General features: G+C 68.7%; 8 protein-coding genes. 7 read left to right on the forward strand and 1 reads right to left on the reverse strand.

The window, feature by feature from the left end; translation table 11 throughout:
• Nucleotides 1-196: 196 nt before the first annotated feature.
• On the reverse strand, nucleotides 197-3,646 hold the full coding sequence (locus EV279_RS06105) for a family 43 glycosylhydrolase (protein WP_133541976.1): 3,450 nt from the start codon (nucleotides 3,644-3,646) through the stop codon (nucleotides 197-199).
• Between the two features lie 1,047 nt (nucleotides 3,647-4,693).
• On the opposite strand from EV279_RS06105, the gene EV279_RS06110 reads away from it, so the two are divergent.
• The 7 genes from EV279_RS06110 to EV279_RS06145 all read left to right on the forward strand — a co-directional run bounded on the left by EV279_RS06110 (nucleotide 4,694) and on the right by EV279_RS06145 (nucleotide 17,638).
• Nucleotides 4,694-8,203 carry a family 43 glycosylhydrolase gene (locus tag EV279_RS06110; protein ID WP_166644470.1) on the forward strand — a complete coding sequence of 1,170 codons (3,510 nt, stop codon included), beginning with the start codon at nucleotides 4,694-4,696 and terminating at the stop codon, nucleotides 8,201-8,203.
• A gap of 1,086 nt (nucleotides 8,204-9,289) precedes the next feature.
• The gene (locus EV279_RS06120) at nucleotides 9,290-12,679 is read left to right on the forward strand and encodes a beta-L-arabinofuranosidase domain-containing protein (RefSeq protein ID WP_133541978.1); all 3,390 of its coding nucleotides are present in this window, start codon (nucleotides 9,290-9,292) and stop codon (nucleotides 12,677-12,679) included.
• A 479-nt stretch (nucleotides 12,680-13,158) separates the two neighbouring features.
• Nucleotides 13,159-13,782 carry a hypothetical protein gene (locus tag EV279_RS06125; RefSeq protein ID WP_133541979.1) on the forward strand — a complete coding sequence of 208 codons (624 nt, stop codon included), beginning with the start codon at nucleotides 13,159-13,161 and terminating at the stop codon, nucleotides 13,780-13,782.
• A gap of 81 nt (nucleotides 13,783-13,863) precedes the next feature.
• The gene (locus EV279_RS06130; RefSeq protein WP_133541980.1) at nucleotides 13,864-14,931 is read left to right on the forward strand and encodes a DUF916 domain-containing protein; all 1,068 of its coding nucleotides are present in this window, start codon (nucleotides 13,864-13,866) and stop codon (nucleotides 14,929-14,931) included.
• On the forward strand, nucleotides 14,928-15,377 hold the full coding sequence (locus EV279_RS06135) for a hypothetical protein (protein ID WP_133541981.1): 450 nt from the start codon (nucleotides 14,928-14,930) through the stop codon (nucleotides 15,375-15,377). Before EV279_RS06130 ends, EV279_RS06135 begins: the two co-directional genes overlap by 4 nt.
• Nucleotides 15,362-16,384 (forward strand): LacI family DNA-binding transcriptional regulator, encoded by a 1,023-nt coding sequence (locus EV279_RS06140; RefSeq protein WP_133541982.1) that lies wholly within the window; start codon nucleotides 15,362-15,364, stop codon nucleotides 16,382-16,384. Before EV279_RS06135 ends, EV279_RS06140 begins: the two co-directional genes overlap by 16 nt.
• A gap of 246 nt (nucleotides 16,385-16,630) precedes the next feature.
• Entirely contained in the window at nucleotides 16,631-17,638 is a 1,008-nt protein-coding gene (locus EV279_RS06145) for a substrate-binding domain-containing protein (protein ID WP_133541983.1), read from the forward strand.
• Nucleotides 17,639-17,676 lie beyond the last annotated feature (38 nt).

Raw genomic sequence — 17,676 nt, forward strand, 5'->3', positions numbered from 1 at the left:
GGTCTCATCCTCTCTCGTGCGGATCCCCTCAGAACTGCAGGCCGGCGGGGCGGCGGCCCCCGGCATCCATCCCTCGAAAGACGAGGGCCGCGCCGGATCGGCATCGACGTGACGTCAGCCGGGCGAGGCGTCCATCCTCCCGTCCCAGCGCGAAGGGCCCGCCCGATCGCTCGGACGGGCCCTTCGCGGGCAGTGGTCAGCTGCAGAAGGCGGGGGAGTACGCGATCTGCTTCTCGACCTCGACGGCCTTTCCGTCCACGGTCGCCGTCGCCTTCAGCGTCAGCGCCCCCGATGGGATGGAGCCGAGGCGCGTCGTGAACGTCGCCGAGACGGACTTGCCCGCGGCGACCGAGCCGAACGCCTTCGTGCCGTAGGCGCCCGACGCCGTGAGCGTCACGGGGAAGCCCTCCGCGTTGGTCACCGTGACCGCCTGCACGACCTTGCCGGCGACGCAGCGCGCCGCGACCGAGGCCGACACGGCGAGCTGCGGCTCGGGCGGTCCGACCACCGTGACGTTGAGCGTCACCGTGCGGTTCTGCGGAGCCAGCTCCTCCTCGCGGGTCTGGTTGAGGACGGCCGAGCCGTCTGCGGCGAAGTGCACCGTCTTGACGCGAGCGTGGCGGCTCGGGTCGTTGAGGCCTCCGTCGGCACCGGGGATCCACTCCGACACGGGCGGACGCGCGTGGTAGACGATGACCGGGTTGCCGTTCTCGTCGAGGGTGAAGGAGTTGTGACCCGGGCCGTTCTGCTGTCCGCCGAAGTCGTCGGAGGTCAGCAGCGGGTAGCCCGTCTTCGCCCACGTCGCAGGGTTCATGAGGTCGCCGCCGATCGGCGCGCGCAGCATGCCGATCGAGTAGGTCTCGTTCACCTCCGACGCGGAGAAGAACACGAACACCTCCTCGTCGCTCTTGATGACGGCGGGGCCCTCGTTGATGACCTGGCTCGTCGTCCGCTCCCACGCGTAGTTCGGCGTCGAGAGGAGGATGGACTTCGTCGTGAGCTGCGTGGGGTCGTTCGGGTTGATCTCGGCCATGCGGAGGTCCGAGGTGCCCGGCTTCTCCGCCCAGACGAGGTAGTGCTTGCCGTTCGCCTCGAAGTGCGTCATGTCGAGCGAGAAGCTCGTGAACGCCGCAGTGTCACCGGCCGCGGCCTTGACGTAGCCGAGCACGCTCCAGTTCGATGCGACCATGGGGTCGGTGTTGCCGGGGGCGCGCATGATCGTCGGGCGGATGTTCCAGACGTCCGTGCTGCGGCTCGAGGTGAAGAAGATGTACCAGTCGCCGTTGATCTTGTGCAGCTCCGGCGCCCAGAAGTACCGGTAGTTGCTCGTGGCGATCTTCGACCCGTTCGACGTGTCGGGCGACGCGGCGTTGTTGGCCCAGAGGAGCACCTGCTCCTGCGCCGTCGTCAGGCCGTTGATCGTGTCGGCACGGCGCAGGACGATGCGGTCGTAGCCGACGCCGGCGTTGGCCTGCGTCGTGGGGTAGGAACCGGTGAGGTAGTACTCCGTGCTGCCGGTGCGCTCGTCGTCGCGGAAGACCCATGGATCGGCCCGCTCCTTCACGAGGATGCCCTTGTCGTCGCCGTAGACGGGCTGGTTGACCGTGCCCGTCACGGTGTACTCGCCGGGCTTCGTCAGGTCGACGGAGCTCGTGTCCCAGTCGACGCCGAGCTGCTTCGACGAGCCGTCGGAGTAGCCGAGGTCGACCTTGTCGGGCAGGTCGAGCGAGCCGTTGACATCGACCGAGACGTCGTCGCCGGCATCCACCGACGTGTTGACGATGCGGCCGAGGGCCTTCTGCAGCGTGGTCAGTTCCGCCTGGGTGATGGCGAGAGCGGATGCCTCGATCGCACCCGTGGGGAGCCCCGAGAGCGTCGGTGCGGCCGACGCCGTGACCGAGACCGGCGCGCTGAACGTCGTGAAGTCGGACGTCGTGACCTCGTACGCCGCGTCCCCCGCGGTGCGCAGCGTCACGCGGTAGAGCCGCGAGCCGTTGTCGTACTTCACGTCGGCGCGCGACACCACGATGTTCTGCGTGTTCGTGAGCACCAGCTTCTGGTCGGTGAAGGTCACGAGGTCCTTCGACGAGTAGACGAAGATGCGGCCGTTCGCGGCGTTGTCCGCGGCGACGAGGCCATAGGTGCCGTCGGGCTTGCGGAACAGGGTCGGGTTCGCGAACTGCGACGTGCCCGAGCCGAAGGCGGGGTAGAGCACGCCCTTGTTGTTGTTCAGCGCGACGAGCGGGTCGCCGTTCTTCGCCGCAGCGAGGTGCAGCACCTCGGTCTTGGCCGTGTTGCCCGTGCGGACGTAGGCGACGGCCTGGCCGACGTCCTGCGCCTTCACGGTGACATCGTAGGTGCGGGTCGTGATGTGTCCGGCACGGCTGAAGGTCGCGGTCAGGGCGACCTGCTGGTCGGCTGCGGCGCGTGTGACGGCACCGGTCGTCGAGATCACGCCGGGCGCCGACGAGGCCCACGAGATCGCGGCGCCTTGCGACTCGGCGTTCAGCACGATGTCGCCGGCTGCGACCTTGATGCCGAGGTCGAACGCGTCGGCGGTGCGCTCGAGGTCGCCCTGCGGGTTCACCGCCGGCACGGTCACCGCGAAGTCGCGGGTGATCGACTGGCCCGCGAGCGTGAAGGTTCCGGTCAGGACGACCGACGCGTCAGGCTGACCCTCGGCCGGACGCGTGACCTTGCCGTCCGCGCCGATGACCGACGGATGCGATGAGGCCCACGTGATGCGGGACAGGTTCGGCGTGCCCGTCGTCGGCAGCGTGAGATCGGCGGTCGCTTCGCTCGGGAGAGACACGGCGTCCGCATCGGCCGCGAGGGCGGCGTCGGTCTGGGCCGCGGTGGTGCGGTCGCTCAGGTGATAGAGCTCCGCGATCTGGCCGGCCGAATAGGCCGAGGTCGACACGATGACGTCGTCGACGCCGCCCTTGTAGAAGATATCGGGGTAGCTCGAGCGCCCGATGTAGCCGACGAGGCCTGTGCCGAATTGCGAGATGGTGCGGGTGGTCGCGACGGTGCCGACGAGGGCTCCGTTGTAGTACCCCGAGATGGAGGTCGGCGTGACGACGGTCGTGTACATCGACCACGCCGTTCCGGTCGTCGGACCGGCGATGCCCTGCGATGCCGTCGTCGGTGAGATGCCGTACTCCGTGCCCCACGGCGCGGTGGGGGCGCTGCCGTTCGTGATGACGGTCTTGAAGCGTCCCGACGGGTTCCGCGGGTTGAGCAGCCAGTACTGCGCGGGCGGGTTGGCCGTCGAGCCGAAGAACATCGCGGCGTAGTTGCCCGCACCGGTGTCGTTGCGCAGCCACGTCGAGATCGTGAGGGTGTTCTTCCCGTCGAAGATCCCCGCCGGGAAGCGGACATAGCCTGCGCCGCTGTTCGACGCGCCGCCGGGAAGCGTCAGCTCGCCGTTGGCCACCGTAACTCCGGTTCCGACGATCGTGCCGTCGTTGTTGTGGCCCGAGACATCCTTCACCGCCCCCGCGGTGCTGAAGTCGTAGTGGAGGACGATGTTCGGGTCGTCCGGGACGGGATCGGCATGAGCTGCCGTTGGTGCGAGGACGCCGACTGTCAGGGCGGCGATCGCCGCACCTGTCACCCCCAAGCGTCGCCATGACTTCGTCGCCATGTGGAACCTCTCCGTTGCGGTGTGCGCCCGATCGCTCCGGGCACTGCGCGAAAGAGTAGCGCGTTACCGCTCACATTCCTAGCGCGGGTTCTGGTGGGGTCGTCGTCGGGACGCCCGGTGTTGCGCACAGCGCGTCAGTCCTGCCACGCCGACGGCCACGGCTCCGCCACGCGAAGGTAGCCCGGGCCTGCGGCGCCGCTTCACTTGGCGCAAAGCGTCGGATGCCCGCGCCGTGAGCGACCGGACGCGCCAAGTGAATCGCGGCTGCAGCACGAGTGATGGGATGCCGCGGCATCCGTCATCGGTGCGGAGGGACCCCGGGCCTGCGGCGCCGCTTCACTTGGCGCAAACCGTCGTATGCCCGCGCCGTGAGCGACCGGATGCGCCAAGTGAATCACGGTTGCAGCCCGTGTGATGGGATGCCGCGGCATCCGTCATCGGTGCGGTGACGCCGCGGGTGGCGGGCTTCCCCCGCGAGGGTTGTCCCGCGAGGGTTTTGCCCGCGAGTGGTTTGTGCACGCGGGGCTTTGCCCGCGAAGGGGATCGCCCGGGCGTCGGGGCCCGTGCGCGCTGCCGCACCACGACTGAGGAGATCTGCAGTTCTGAGGACCAGAACGCGCTTCTCGATCCTCCATTGTGACGATCTCCTCAGTTGTGGTGGCCACACCGCCGGAGTCGGCGTTGCATTTCGCCACCGCGCCGAGGATGCGCGGCATGGCAGAGGTCGAGAAGGGCCCGAAACGGCGGAGGTCAGGGATGGGTTTGCCGCGGCATGCGTCATCCGGGCGATCTCGGCGGGTTCGCGCGTCCGTCGCCCACCGCCCTCTGCCCGCCTGGTCCGGTGGGTCGGCACGCCGCGGTGCGATGCCCCCGGCCACCCGGGCGAGCTGAACGCATGCCGGACGGCAATGCGACGCGGCTCCGCGCGAAGCGGTGCGCGATCCGCGGAGGGGGTTTGCGGTCCACGCTGGCCGAAGTCGCTAGTTAGCGCTAACGTGAGCGGTAACAGCCTGTCCGACGATGTTCAGACACTTGATGGAGAGTGGAATGAGACTGTTCCCCCGCCGCAAGGCCGCCCTCGTGGTCACCGCGATCAGCGCGATGGTCCTTGGGCTCGGCGCCACGGGCGCCCAGGCCGCCGTCCCCGACCAGGGGCTGGTGGCGCAATACGACTTCACGCAGACCAGCGGGGCATCCGTTCCCAACTCTGCGCCCGGCTCGAGCCTCGGCGCGGCCACGGTCCAGAATCTGCAGGCGACCGACTGGACCGGCTCGCAGCTGACGCTCCGCGGCGGCGCCAAGACGTCGACCGGCAACTGGGTGCGCCTGCCGAACGACATCCTCCAGGGCAAGACCTCCGCGACCGTCGTCGCCGAGGTCAAGGCCTCGCAGGCGATGCTCAACGGCTTCCACTTCCTGTGGAACATCGGCAACGACTCCTCCGCGACGGAGTACTTCTTCGCCTCGCTCAACTGCGGCTCCGGGCGCGCGCCCCTCGTAGGCCTCAAGTCGGCCGGCGTCGAGCGCCTCGTGCAGTCGAGCTCCTGCGGCGTGACAGCCAACCAGTGGGTCAGCGTGGTCGCGGTCGTCGATGGCGCCTCGGGCACGGCATCCCTCTACATCGACGGCAAGCGCGCGGCACAGGGCGCCATGCCCGTCACACCCGCGAACGTCGTCGACCAGTCGCTCAACGCGATCGGGCGCGCACCGTGGCCCGACCCTCTGTTCCAGGGCGCCATCTCGGCGTTCCGCGTGTACGACCGGGCCCTGAGCGCCGCCGAGGTCGCACAGGTCTCGGATTCGGATGCCCAGACCCACGCCGCGGAGCTGCAGGCGCAGGCCCAGGCCATCCTCACGAGCCTCAACGTGAGCGACGTCCAGACGAGCACCGACATCGACCTGCCCACATCGAGCGGCCGTGTCACGTGGACCTCGAGCAACCCGGCCGTCGTCGCGACCGACGGGACCGTCACGGCGCCCCTCGCGGGCCAGCCCGCGATCCCCGTGCAGCTGACCGCGACAGCGGCGGTGCGCGGCGTGACGGCGACCAAGACGATCACCGTCACGGTGCTGCCGTCGACCGAGAGCGCCGAGCAGCGCATCCAGCGCCTCGCGCAGCGATTCGTCATCCCGTCGGTCATCGAGTCCGGCGCGGCCCTTCCCGCCGCTCCCGAGGGCACGACCATCGCCGTCACGAGCGCGACGAGCGGAGTCGCGGTGACCGACACGATCTCGTCATCCTCCGAGGAGGCCCTCGACGCTACCATCACGATCCGCGTCACCGACTCCGCAACCGGGGCGACGACCGACCGTGCGTTCACGGTGCGCGTCCTCCCGGCGGCCACCACGACGCAGCTCCTCGCCTACAACCGGACGCCCACGACCGTCAACGAGGCGAACAACGCCGACGTGGCGCTCAGCATGCACCTCGCGCTCGAGGACGGCGCCGGCTGGTCGCCGCTCAACGAGAACTACGGCATCTTCTTCGCCAAGACCTCGACGACGCCGCCCGCGAGCGGCACGACCGAGTCGATCATCCGGAGCCTGCGCAGCCCGCACCTGTTCCACCTCGCCGACGGCGGCTACGGCATCGCGGCCACACGCACCGCGCGCGGCGGCGCATCCGACGGCACGCAGGCGTCGAGCTTCCTCTTCGCCAAGAGCTCCGACCTGCTGAGCTACCGGGAGATCGGACTGGTGAACGTCGGCGTGACGAGCGGCGTCAACGAGCCCGCCGTCGTGTGGGACTCGGCATCCCAGCGCTATGTCGTCTCGTGGATCTCGGATGCGGGCGCGCCCTACTACACGACGTTCGCAGACCTGGCCGACGTCTCGACGCGCGGCGCCGTGCTCCGCGGCACCGTCACCGGCAGCGCCGGCAACCCCGGCACCGGGGTCGCGAACTTCGCCTCGGGCAACGCCGTCCCCGTCGCGGCGAGCATCGCCGACGCGCTGCAGGTGCGCTTCGGCCGCATCGCCAACACCGACGTCGAGGCGCTGGACGGCGTCGAGGTCGAGCAGGGCGGCGCCCTGTCAGCCGCTGACCTGCCCGAGCGCGCCGAGCTCTCGTACGACGACGGATCGAAGGCGTCGCGCGCGATCGCGTGGGATGCCGCATCCCTCGCGGCGGTCGACACATCGGCGCCCGGCACGTACGAGGTGACCGGATCGGTCAAGGCGCCCCAGTACGCGACGCCGTTCGCCGACGAGCGGGCCGACCCGTCGGTGTTCCGGTTCGACTGGAACGGTCAGCAGAAGTTCCTCATGATCGCCACCGAGGACCTGAACCTCAACCCCATCGACCCGGCGAACGGCCCGCACATGCCGATCCGCATCGCCGACACGATCGAGGAGCTCTCGGACGACGCCGTCGATGCGGGACGCAACGTCGAGATCGATCTGCTGCGCGCGGGAGACACGGATGCCGACGGCGGCGTCATGACCGGATGCTTCTGGGCACCCGAGTTCCACGTGATCGGCGGCAAGCTCTCGATCCTTTTCATGCCCTGCTACAACGGCAGCAACGGCCGCCCCGACATGTGGACGGGGCGCGCGAGCATCATCCAGCTGAAGCAGGACGCGCAGGGCGCCGACCTCGACCCGGCCGTGCCGGCGAACTGGACGAAGGCGCAGAAGGTGGTCCGGTCGGACGGGTCGATCCTGAACCCGATCCAGAGCATCTCGCTGGACATGACGTACTTCCAGGACTCGGGCCAGTCGTACTACATGTGGCAGATGCTCGGCGCGATCTTCATCGCGAAGATGGACCCGGCCGATCCGACGCGACTCACGTCGGCCCCGGTGCGGATCCTCGCTCCCGAGTACGCGTGGGACAACACGATCGCCGAGGGGCCCAACGTGCATGTGCACGACGGCAAGCTCTACATGATCTACTCGGGCTCCACGGTGGGCGACAGCTACACCACGGGACTGGCGACGGCGACGGCGGGCCAGAACGTCGACCTGACCGACCCCGCCGCGTGGTCGAAGCTGAACTACCCGATCCAGAAGTCGGGTGTGTTCAACGGCGCGTGGCAGCTGGGCACGGGGCACGGCATGTGGTCTCACGACGAGGACGACAACCTCCTCTACGTCTTCCACGCACGCACCGATCACGACGGACTGAGCGGTCGCGACATGTTCGTCCGCCGCGTGCACTGGGCGGCTGACGGCCTCCCCGTGTTCGACATGGAGGAGGACGAGGAGGTCGCGCCGGACAATCGCGCCGTCAAGGTCGCGGTGACGGTCACGGCTGCGCCCGCCGCGACCCTCGACTACACGGCGACGGTCACGGCGCGGTGCGTCGCGGGCAAGGTCGTGCAGACGGTCCTGATCACCAATACGGATGACGTGGCCCTCGCGTTGCAGACGACGTCACCGTACGGCACGAAGGCGACCGCGTCGCTCGCCGCCGGCAAGAGCGTCTCGTATGCCTTCACGACGCGCCTGGCCACGATGCCCCCGGGCAGTGTGAAGGTCGACGCGAGCGCGACCGTCGGCGGCACGGCCGTCACGGGAACGCAGACGGTCACCTACCCGCAGGCGAACTGCGGCTGATCCCCTCCGGCTGATCCCATCCGGCTCAGTCGGGCGGCGGGGCCGGGCGGCGGAGCCGGGCGTGCACGGAGCATCCGTCGCGCCCGGCTTCGCGGCATCCACCGACGTCCCCCCGCCGCCGAGGGCCGGGATCGCACAGATGACAGATGCTGGAGCCGCGCGCCGGTGATTCGTGCGATCTCGACGGATGCTGACCGGGGCACGGAGATCGGTGCGGCGGGTCCGGGCATCTTGTGTGCGCTAACAAGTGACCGCTAACATCCCGACAGGTGCGTGGGCAGCCGTCCATGCGCAGACCGACGACGAGGTGGGTTGACATGCCGACGATGGCGGAGAGGGCGAAAGCCCGGCGCAGGATGGCGGGCTGGACGGGAGGCGTGCTGGCGATGGCCTTGGCCGTGGGGGGGATGTCGGCTCCCGCAGCGGCCGCGGAGCCCCTGAGTGTCGGGGCACCGGTGCTCGATCTGCAATTCGAGGGAGGAGTGGACGACACCAGCTCCCTCGCGCATCCCACTCAGCTGCGCGGACACCAGGGGGCCGCGCCGACTGCCACCTATGTGGCCGGCGTCAAGCCCGACTCGCAGGCGATCAAGTTCGGCGGCAACACGTATCTCAGCCTCGGTTCGAGCGCCCAGCTCCTTCCGGCCAGACTGACGCTCTCGTTCTGGCTGAAGCCGGACGCCCCGATGAGCGGTGAAGAGATCATCACGTGGAACAAGGCCGCATACAACAGCGATGGCTTCTACGTCTCGTCCGTGTCGAACTCCAATCCTTTGCTCCTCTCCGTGGGCACGGGGTCGAGCCAGCCGCTGGAGATCCGCGCCGCCGCGACCGACCGGAACGCGTTCTTCGCGCCTGGGCAGTGGACTCATGTCGCGATCACCTACAACTCGTCCACGAAGTCGGCCGTCTTCTATCGGAACGGCGTCAAGGTGCCCACCTCGGCGGCCAACACCTCGGCACCCGGCGTCATCAACCCCGCCGCGAACGTGACGAAGTCCCTCGGCTTCAACGGGCCCAACTACAACGGCGGATATCTCCCGCAGCAACCTCGACGAGTACACGCTCTACTCCGGAGTCGCCGACGTGAGCGACATCGCGACCCTCTACGAGGCGGGCGGCGGAGTTCTCGACAAGACCGCGCTCGCGCAGCAGGATGCCGACGGCATCAACCTGCCGACGACGGCGAGCGTGGCTCTGGCTCTCCCGGCGGTGGGCTCCAACGGATCGTCCATCGCCTGGGCGTCCGACAAGCCCTCGATCATCGCGACGGACGGCACCGTGACGCCGCCGAGCGACGGCGAGGACGTCACCGTGACGCTCACGGCGTCGGTGCGCTACGCCGGGGGTTCCGCCGTGACGCGGGAGTTCACGGTCACCGTCGCGGCCCCGAAGGTGCCCCTCGAGGACTCCGGGCTCGACGTGCTGCTGAGCGACGAGTACCTGCAGAACGCCGCGGCGAAGGAGCACGAGTACCTGCTGAGCTTGAGCTCGGACACATTCCTCTACTGGTTCTTCCGGACCGCGAACCTCACTCCGCCCACGTCGTCCGGCTACGGCGGCTGGGAGAACGGCGCGGTCACCTGGAACTTCCGCGGGCACGCGTTCGGCCACTACATGTCGGCGCTCGCCATGTCGTACGCCAGTACGAAGGACCCCGCGGTGAAGGAAGGCCTCCTCGCGCAGATCGTCGACGCCGTAGACGGGCTCGAGACAGTGCAAGCCTCCTACGCCGGCACCGCGCGGCAGGGGTACATCGGCCCGTTCCGCGACACCGCGCTCAACGCCGTCGAGGGCCGTGGCACGTCGGACGACCCGGTCATCGTGCCCTACTACAACCTGCACAAGGTGCTCGCGGGGCTCCTCGACATCGACAAGTATGTGCCGGGAGGTCTCGGCGACCGCGCGCTGAGGATTGCGGAGGGCTTCGGCGAGTACATGTACGGCCGCATCTCGACGCTGCAGAACAAGGCGACGCTCCTCGGCACCGAGTACGGCGGGATGAACGACGCCCTCTACGAGCTCTTCGCGCGGTCGGGTGGCAACCCGCACTTCAAGGTCGCGGCCGAGGGCTTCGACGAGGTCTCGCTGTTCCAGCAGCTCGCGAACGGGCAAGACGTCCTGAGCGGCAAGCACGCCAACACGACGATCCCGAAGTTCATCGGCGCGCTCAAGCGGTACACCGTGTTCACCCAGAACCCGACGTACTACAACATGCTGACCGCGCAGGAGAAGCAGAACCTGCCGATGTACCGGCTGGCGGCGGAGAACTTCTTCCAGATCGTGGTCGATCACCACACCTACGCCACGGGGGCCAACAGCCAGAGCGAGCACTTCCACGGTCCGGACTCTCTTCATTTCGACGCGACGCAACGCGGCGAGGCGACCGGGAATCCGCAGACGGCGGAGACGTGCAACGAGTACAACATGCTCAAGCTGTCGCGTGAGCTGTTCAAGATCTCGCAGGACGTGAAGTACGCCAACTACTACGAGAACACGTTCATCAACACGATCGTCTCGTCGCAGAACCCCGACACGGGCATGACGACGTACTTCCAAGCCATGGCCCCGGGCTACTTCAAGGTGTACGGCGCGCCGTTCACGGAGTTCTGGTGCTGCATCGGCACGGGCATGGAGAACTTCTCCAAGCTGTCGGACTCGCTCTACTTCGCGAGCGGCTCGGGGGTGTGGGTGAACATGTTCTTCAGCTCGCGGTTCGATCACGCGGCCACCGGCATGCGCGTCGAGCAGACGGCATCCATCCCGAACAGCGACACGGTGGAATTCAGGATCTCGGCGATCGGAGAGGATCCGATCGATCGGAGCGCGACTCTGCGACTGCGCGTTCCCGACTGGATCGCGGGCGACCCCGTCGTGCGCGTCAACGGCGCCGCGATCACTCCGACGATCCGGGGAGGATACATCGTGCTCGCCCGCGTGAAGGACGGCGACGAGATCTCGTACACGATGCCGATGGAGGTCCAGATCAGCGCGACTCAGGACAACAAGGACTTCGTCGCGTTCAGGTACGGTCCCGTACTCCTGAGCACGAGCCTCGGCACGGCCAACCTCTCGAAGACGGGCACTGTCGGCGTCGGCGTCCGCATCGCCTCGTTCGACGCGGGGGCCCAGCAGCGGATCACGGTCGCCGCGGCATCCACAGACGCGTGGAAGCAGGCGGTGACCGACAACGTCGTGCGCATCGCCGACAGCGCCGACGGAGACGTGCAGTTCGCGCTGAAGGACACGCTCAACAGCGACGACCTCGTGTTCAGTCCGCACTACAAGCGTCACGACGAGCGCTATGGCCTCTACATGACGCTCGAGGTGCCGGACTCGCCCGCGGCGCAGGCGGAGATCCTCCAGGGGAAGCAACAGCTTCGCGACCAGGAGCTGATCATCGACTCGCTCACGACGTTCGACAACAACAACTCCGAGGCATCCAAGAACGTCAAGTCCTCGAACTCCACCGTCGGCAGCTTCAGCGACCGCACGTATCGGCACGCGAACTCCGGAGGATGGTTCAGCTACGACCTGCAGGTCGATCCCGCCGCGGCGCAGAATGTCCTGAAGGCGACGTACTACTCGGGTGACAACGGCCGATCGTTCGACGTCTATCTCAACGACGTCAAGTTCAAGACGCAGACCATCACGAACGCGGCGGGAAGCGGCGTGTTCTACGCGGTGACCGACGAGATCCCGCGCACCTACCTCGAGGGCCCGAACGTGCGTCACAAGGTCGACGCCAACGGCGCTCCGGTTCTCGACGAGAACGGCAACCGGATACCGGTGGTCACGGTGCGCTGGCAGTCGACGGGCGGATTCGCCGGAGGCCTCTTCGGGGTCCAGACGACTCGTCCCCCCGCATTCGACACGACGTCGAAGCTGCGCGGCCTGACGTTCGACGCGGGCCGGCTCGAACCGAGCTTCGCCTCGGACACCACCCAGTACGTCCTGTGGGTGCCCGAGGGGACGGATGCTGTCGCCTTCGACGCCGAGCCGTGGCTGGCGAGCGGCCTGGTCAGGACCGGCGGGATCCTCATCGACGACACGCAGCCGCGCGCCGTCGTCCTCACCCCCGGGCAGGAGAAGACCATCACGATCGACGCCTACGCCCAGGATCACACGACGACCACGCAGTACTCGGTGGTCGTCCGCGAGGGCGCTCCCTCGCCTGCGCTCGAGGTCGTCCTCACCGCCGCAGCCCGGTGCGTGGCGGGGAAGGCCGTTGTGACGGCGACGCTCACCAACGCGGCGGGCGTGCCGGTCGCCGCGACGGTGACATCTCCCTACGGCTCGAAGAGCGTGTCTGCCCTCGCACCCGGGAAGTCGGCGTCGCAGGCCTTCACGACCCGTCTGACGAGCATCGGCGTCACCTCGGTGACTGCGCAGGCCTCGGCCACCATCGACGGGGACGCGGTCACGGCCGACGTGGGCGCGTCCGCCCCGGCCCTCGCCTGCGGGGCGGCGCAGTAGATCGAGCGTGGTCGTGGAAGCGAGGAGGAACCCGGATGCATCCCGCGTCCGGGTTCCTCCGGCGTCGGCCGCGGCCCTCGCAGCGCCGGGGAACCTGTATGGCGCCCCGACGGGATGCCGTTTGGCTTCGCCCGCTCGCATCACCGATCCGGGCTTGTTCTCGCTAACAGTTCTCGCTAACATCGCTTGGAGAGCCCGTCGATCCACTGTCGGATCCAGAGCAAAGGTGCATAGATGCTCACATACTCCACCCGCCTCCTGCGGCGTGGCGCCGTGCCCGCACCGTGGCGTCGACTGGCTCTGGGCGCTGACGAAGGACATGTCGAGGGTGCGGCCTTCACCGTGCCGGCGACGACTCACAGAAGCGGGTTGCGTTCAGCCTGAGCTGAAGCTCCTGCGAGACCCGACGGCCGGATGGTCCGGTCGCTCGCCACCTTCGGTCCGGGACGAGAAGCCGGCCGGGAATTGGAGAAATAGGAATGAACAAGCGTGGAATCATCGCCCGCACCACAGCCGGTGCGCTCGGTGGCCTGCTTCTGATCGGTGGCGCCGGCGCAGCCATCGCCGACGAGCTCGACAACGACAGCGTCGAGGTCAGCGTGAACATCGAGGCTCTTCCCCCGGTGGGCGCACTGACGCTGTCGGTGGCGTCGAACTCGACGACGCTCACCGAGAGCGGGTCGACGGCCGACATCCGCCAGTTCACGGGCGAGCTCCCCACCGTCACCGTGACCGACGACCGCGAAGACGTGCCCGCTGACACCTTCTGGTACGTCACGGGCCAGTCGTCGGAATTCTCCGCCGACGGCGTTGCGAGCCTCGGGCCCGAGCACCTCGGATGGACCCCGATCCTGACGAGCGACGACAGCGACGGACAGGTCGCCGAGGGCGCGCCGGTGGACACCATCCTCGACCAGGGCCCCGACGCGGTCGGTCTTGTCGGTGAGGAGCTCCTCGCCATCGCCCCGAACCTCGCGGGCGGCGAGCTGCCGAACGGCGAGTGGTCGGCGAAGGCGAACCTGTTCCTCAAGACGCCGGCAGAGGTCGCTCCCGGTGCATACAAGGCGACGATCACGCTGACCCTGTGGGAAGACGCGATCTGACCACGTCGCACGTCTGAAACGTGTTGGAATCGGGTCGGGGCCGTGGACTGCGGCCCCGACCCAGACGTCTGGAAATCCCCCTTGCTTCACCATCTCCGCCGATCGTCGGCCGCGACGCGAGTTCTAGCTGCTCTCGCGGCCGCGGTCGCGCTCGCTCTTCCCGCGACTCCTGCGCTGGCCGCTGACGATCCGTCCACCACACCTGAGGTGCGCTGGTCGGTCACGCCCGCGGACGCCGACGGGCCGGACGGCCGCCGCGCCGCAGAATTCGAGGTCGATCCGGGCGAGACCATCGACGACTTCTTCGCCGTCCGGAACATCAGCGAGAACGAGGTGACCTTCTCCCTCACGGCGGCCGACGGGTTTTACACGCGAACCGGCCGCTTCGACATCCTCGCCGCGGACAAGGAGTCGACCGACTCCGGAACCTGGATCGCGATCCCCGGAACGCTCACGGTGCCGGCGGGACAGACGGCCGTCGTCCCCTATACCGTCACGGTGCCGGAACGCGCCGAGCCCGGCGACCACGCGGCCGGGATCACAGCATCCGTCCTCTCCGTCCAATCCGCCGAGGACGGCACGAGCCTCGGCGTCGAGAGCCGCATCGGGTTCCGCGTACTCACCCGTGTCACGGGTGAGATCACGCCCGCCGCATCCATCGCCGGAATAGCGACGAACTACACGACGTCGTGGAACCCGCTGAAGCCCGGCGAGCTCACCGTCACCTTCGACGTGTCCAACGACGGGAACACCCGCCTGCTCGCGACGGGCACCGTCGAGGCGGGCGGCCAGGAGGTCGCCTACCCCGCCGAGGGGGAGTCGCAGCAGGAGCTCCTGCCCGGAGACGTCCGCACGATCACGGCCGTCGTCCGGGACGTCTGGCCGCTCTTCGTGGTCCCCACGACCGTGACGCTGGATGCGACGGTCCTCACCCTGGACGGCAGTACCGACAGTCTCGCGCCCGTCGTGGAGTCCGCCGTGGCCTGGGCGGTTCCGTGGCCGCAGCTTCTCATCCTCCTCGGGATCGCGCTGATCATCCTCGCGATCTCCTGGGGCCGCATCCGGTCCCGCCGCAAGCTCGACAGCCTTCTCGCCGAGGCCCGCGAGGAGGGCCGCAAGGCCGCCGAGACGCCGGTGACGACCGCATGAGGTTCCGGTTCCAGACCGCGACCGTCGCCGTCACGGCGTTCGCGGCACTCCTCGCCCTGATGCCGGTCGGCGCGGCACTGGGCGCCGAGCAGGACGTCGCGAGTCACGGCGTCGAGGTGACCGTCGTCATCACCCCGCTGCAGGCGTGCGTGGGCGTCTGCGGGGGAGGCCTGCCCGCGACGGGCCTCGCCTTCCCCGCCTTCCTCGTGTGGATCGCCGCTGTGCTGGGGACAGCCGGGCTCGCGCTCGCCCTCCGGCGGCGCTTCCGCCCCGCCGGCACGCCGTGGCGGCCCGACGCGATCCGGGGGCCTGTGCCGCCGGTGGGAGGGTGCCGTGAGAGGACGACCGAGCCCGAGCCCGCCGCTCGAGCCGACCGGACCGCCGGCTTCGGGGAGGCCCCGCAGCGCGACGGCGAACAAGGAGATCCGCGATGTCGGAAGACGTGACCCGGGGCTGGCAGCGGCCCAGCATCTACGACGTGGCGCGTCAGGCGGGCGTCTCGCACATGACGGTGTCGCGCGTGCTGAACGGTCATCCCAACATCCGCGAGACGACGCGCGACCGGGTCCTGGCGGCGATCGACGAGATGAACTACACGCGCAGCTCGATCGCGCGGGCGCTCGCCACGCGGCGGGCGATGCGGATCGGGGTGCTCGTCGACGGGCCCGTCCAGTACGGCCCGAACAGCACGCTGCGCGCTCTGGAGAGCGCGGCGCGCGATGTCGGCTACGCCATCAGCGCCTTCTCGATCTCCGAGGATGAGGAGTCGCAGATCGACACGGGTGTCGTCGAGCTCGTGACCCAGGGTGTCGATGCGCTGTGCGTCATCGCGCCGCGGGCGTCGTCGCTCGACATCCTTCGCCGTCAGACGACGGGACTGCCGACGATCGTGATCAAGGCGGAACCGGATGCCGCGTGGCACACCGTCGCCGTCGATCAGCGGGCCGGGGCAACCCTTGCCGTCTCTCACCTCATCGAGCTCGGACACGAGCGGATCCTCCACGTGGCAGGGCCCCTGGACTGGTACGACGCGCGGGAGCGTCAAGAGGGCTGGCGGGACGCGCTGACGGCCGCCGGCCTGCCTGTGGTCGCGCCGGTGGCGGGAGACTGGACCTCGGACTACGGGTATCGGTTCGCCTCGACCTACGACTTCGACCACGTGACCGCCGTGTTCGCCGCCAACGACCAGATGGCGCTGGGGCTCGTGCACGGCCTCTGCCAGCGCGGATTCAGCGTTCCCGGAGACGTCAGCGTCGTCGGCTTCGACGATCTGCCCGATGCGCGGCACTTCCTTCCGCCGCTCACGACGGTTCGTCAGGACTTCGCGGCGCTGGGCGAGCTGGCTCTGAAGCACGTCATCGACGCGATCGACGGAGAAGAGGACGGGCTGCAGCACGACGTCATCGAGCCGCGGCTGATCGTGCGCGCCTCGACCGGCGCGCCTCGTCCGTGACGACTCGACCCCAGCGAAGCGCGCGGGTCGCCCGGTGCGCGGACGCCCTCACCGTCGCCCGCACGCCCTTCCGCGCGGCCCCCGGGTTGTTCGCGGTAACGACAAAGTAACGAATATCGCGAATCGAGTTGCGCGCGGTCATTGTTAGCGCGCACAATGAGTGGCACACACACCCGAGGGTGTCCCGCCCGGGGCACGGACTTCTCTTCGACGAAGGGCGTCGGAGAGTCTCAAGGAGGAGATCACATGGCACACAACAAGCGCATGCTGGGCGCGCTCGGCTTCATCGGGGCAGGCGTCCTCGCGCTCGGTCTCGCCGGCTGCTCGGGCGGCGACGACGGCGCGGCGTCGGGTGACGCGGGCGGCGACGGCGACCTCACGACCGTCGGCTTCGTCGCCGTCGGCCCCGAGGGCGGCTGGCGCAACGCCAACGAGGAGGCCATCAAGGACGCGTTCAGCGAAGAGGCCGGCTTCGACCTCAAGTACGCGCCCGCCGCGAGCCCGACCGACCAGAAGTCGCAGATCGACGCCTTCTCCACGTTCGTCAACGACGAGGTCGACGTGATCCTCCTCACCGCGACCGAGGCCTCGGGCTGGGAGGACTCGCTCCAGCTCGCGCAGGAGGCCGAGATCCCCGTCATCCTGCTCGACCGCGGCGTCGACGCCGATGAGGACCTCTACGTCACGCGCATCGCTCCCGACAACGTCAAGGTCGCCGGCTCGGTCGGTGACTGGGCCGTCCAGACCTACCCCGAGGGCGCGTCCTACTACGTCCTGGAGGGCGTTCCCGGACTGTCGGTCGTCAACGAGCGCAACGAAGGCTTCGACGCGGCGATCGAGGGCAAGGACGGCTGGAACAAGATCGGCGCCCAGACGGCCAACTGGACCGCGGACGAGGGCAAGTCGGTCATCGAGACCGTGCTCAAGGACAACCCTGACCTTCAGTTCATCTTCGCCCAGAACGACGAGATGGGCATCGGCGCGGCTGCTGCCGTGACCGCCGCGGGTCTGGTCCCGGGCACCGACGTCAAGATCGCCACGATCGACGGCACCACGCCCGCGCTCGAGGCGCTCGCCGCCGGCGACCTGAGCTTCGTGGCGCAGTACAACCCGTTCTTCGGCGACCTCGCCGTCGACGCCGTGAACAAGGCGCTCGCGGGCGACAGCGTCGAGAAGACGATCGTCGTCCCGGGTGAGACGTTCGACTCGGCCGAGGCCGGTCAGGCGGCGATCGACGAGGGCAAGGGCTTCTGATCCGACGCAGCGTCGGTTAGAGACAGAGCAATGCGAGC

It is taken from the genome of Microbacterium sp. BK668, from assembly GCF_004362195.1.
Taxonomy (GTDB): Bacteria; Actinomycetota; Actinomycetes; order Actinomycetales; family Microbacteriaceae; genus Microbacterium.

What these genes read in the sequence shown, in the direction of transcription:
- EV279_RS06105 (WP_133541976.1), bottom strand. Translation starts at nt 3,646, where the DNA reads ATGGCGACGAAGTCATGGCGACGCTTGGGGGTGACAGGTGCGGCGATC.
- EV279_RS06110 (WP_166644470.1), top strand. Translation starts at nt 4,694, where the DNA reads ATGAGACTGTTCCCCCGCCGCAAGGCCGCCCTCGTGGTCACCGCGATC.
- EV279_RS06125 (WP_133541979.1), top strand. Translation starts at nt 13,159, where the DNA reads ATGAACAAGCGTGGAATCATCGCCCGCACCACAGCCGGTGCGCTCGGT.
- EV279_RS06135 (WP_133541981.1), top strand. Translation starts at nt 14,928, where the DNA reads ATGAGGTTCCGGTTCCAGACCGCGACCGTCGCCGTCACGGCGTTCGCG.
- EV279_RS06140 (WP_133541982.1), top strand. Translation starts at nt 15,362, where the DNA reads ATGTCGGAAGACGTGACCCGGGGCTGGCAGCGGCCCAGCATCTACGAC.
- EV279_RS06145 (WP_133541983.1), top strand. Translation starts at nt 16,631, where the DNA reads ATGGCACACAACAAGCGCATGCTGGGCGCGCTCGGCTTCATCGGGGCA.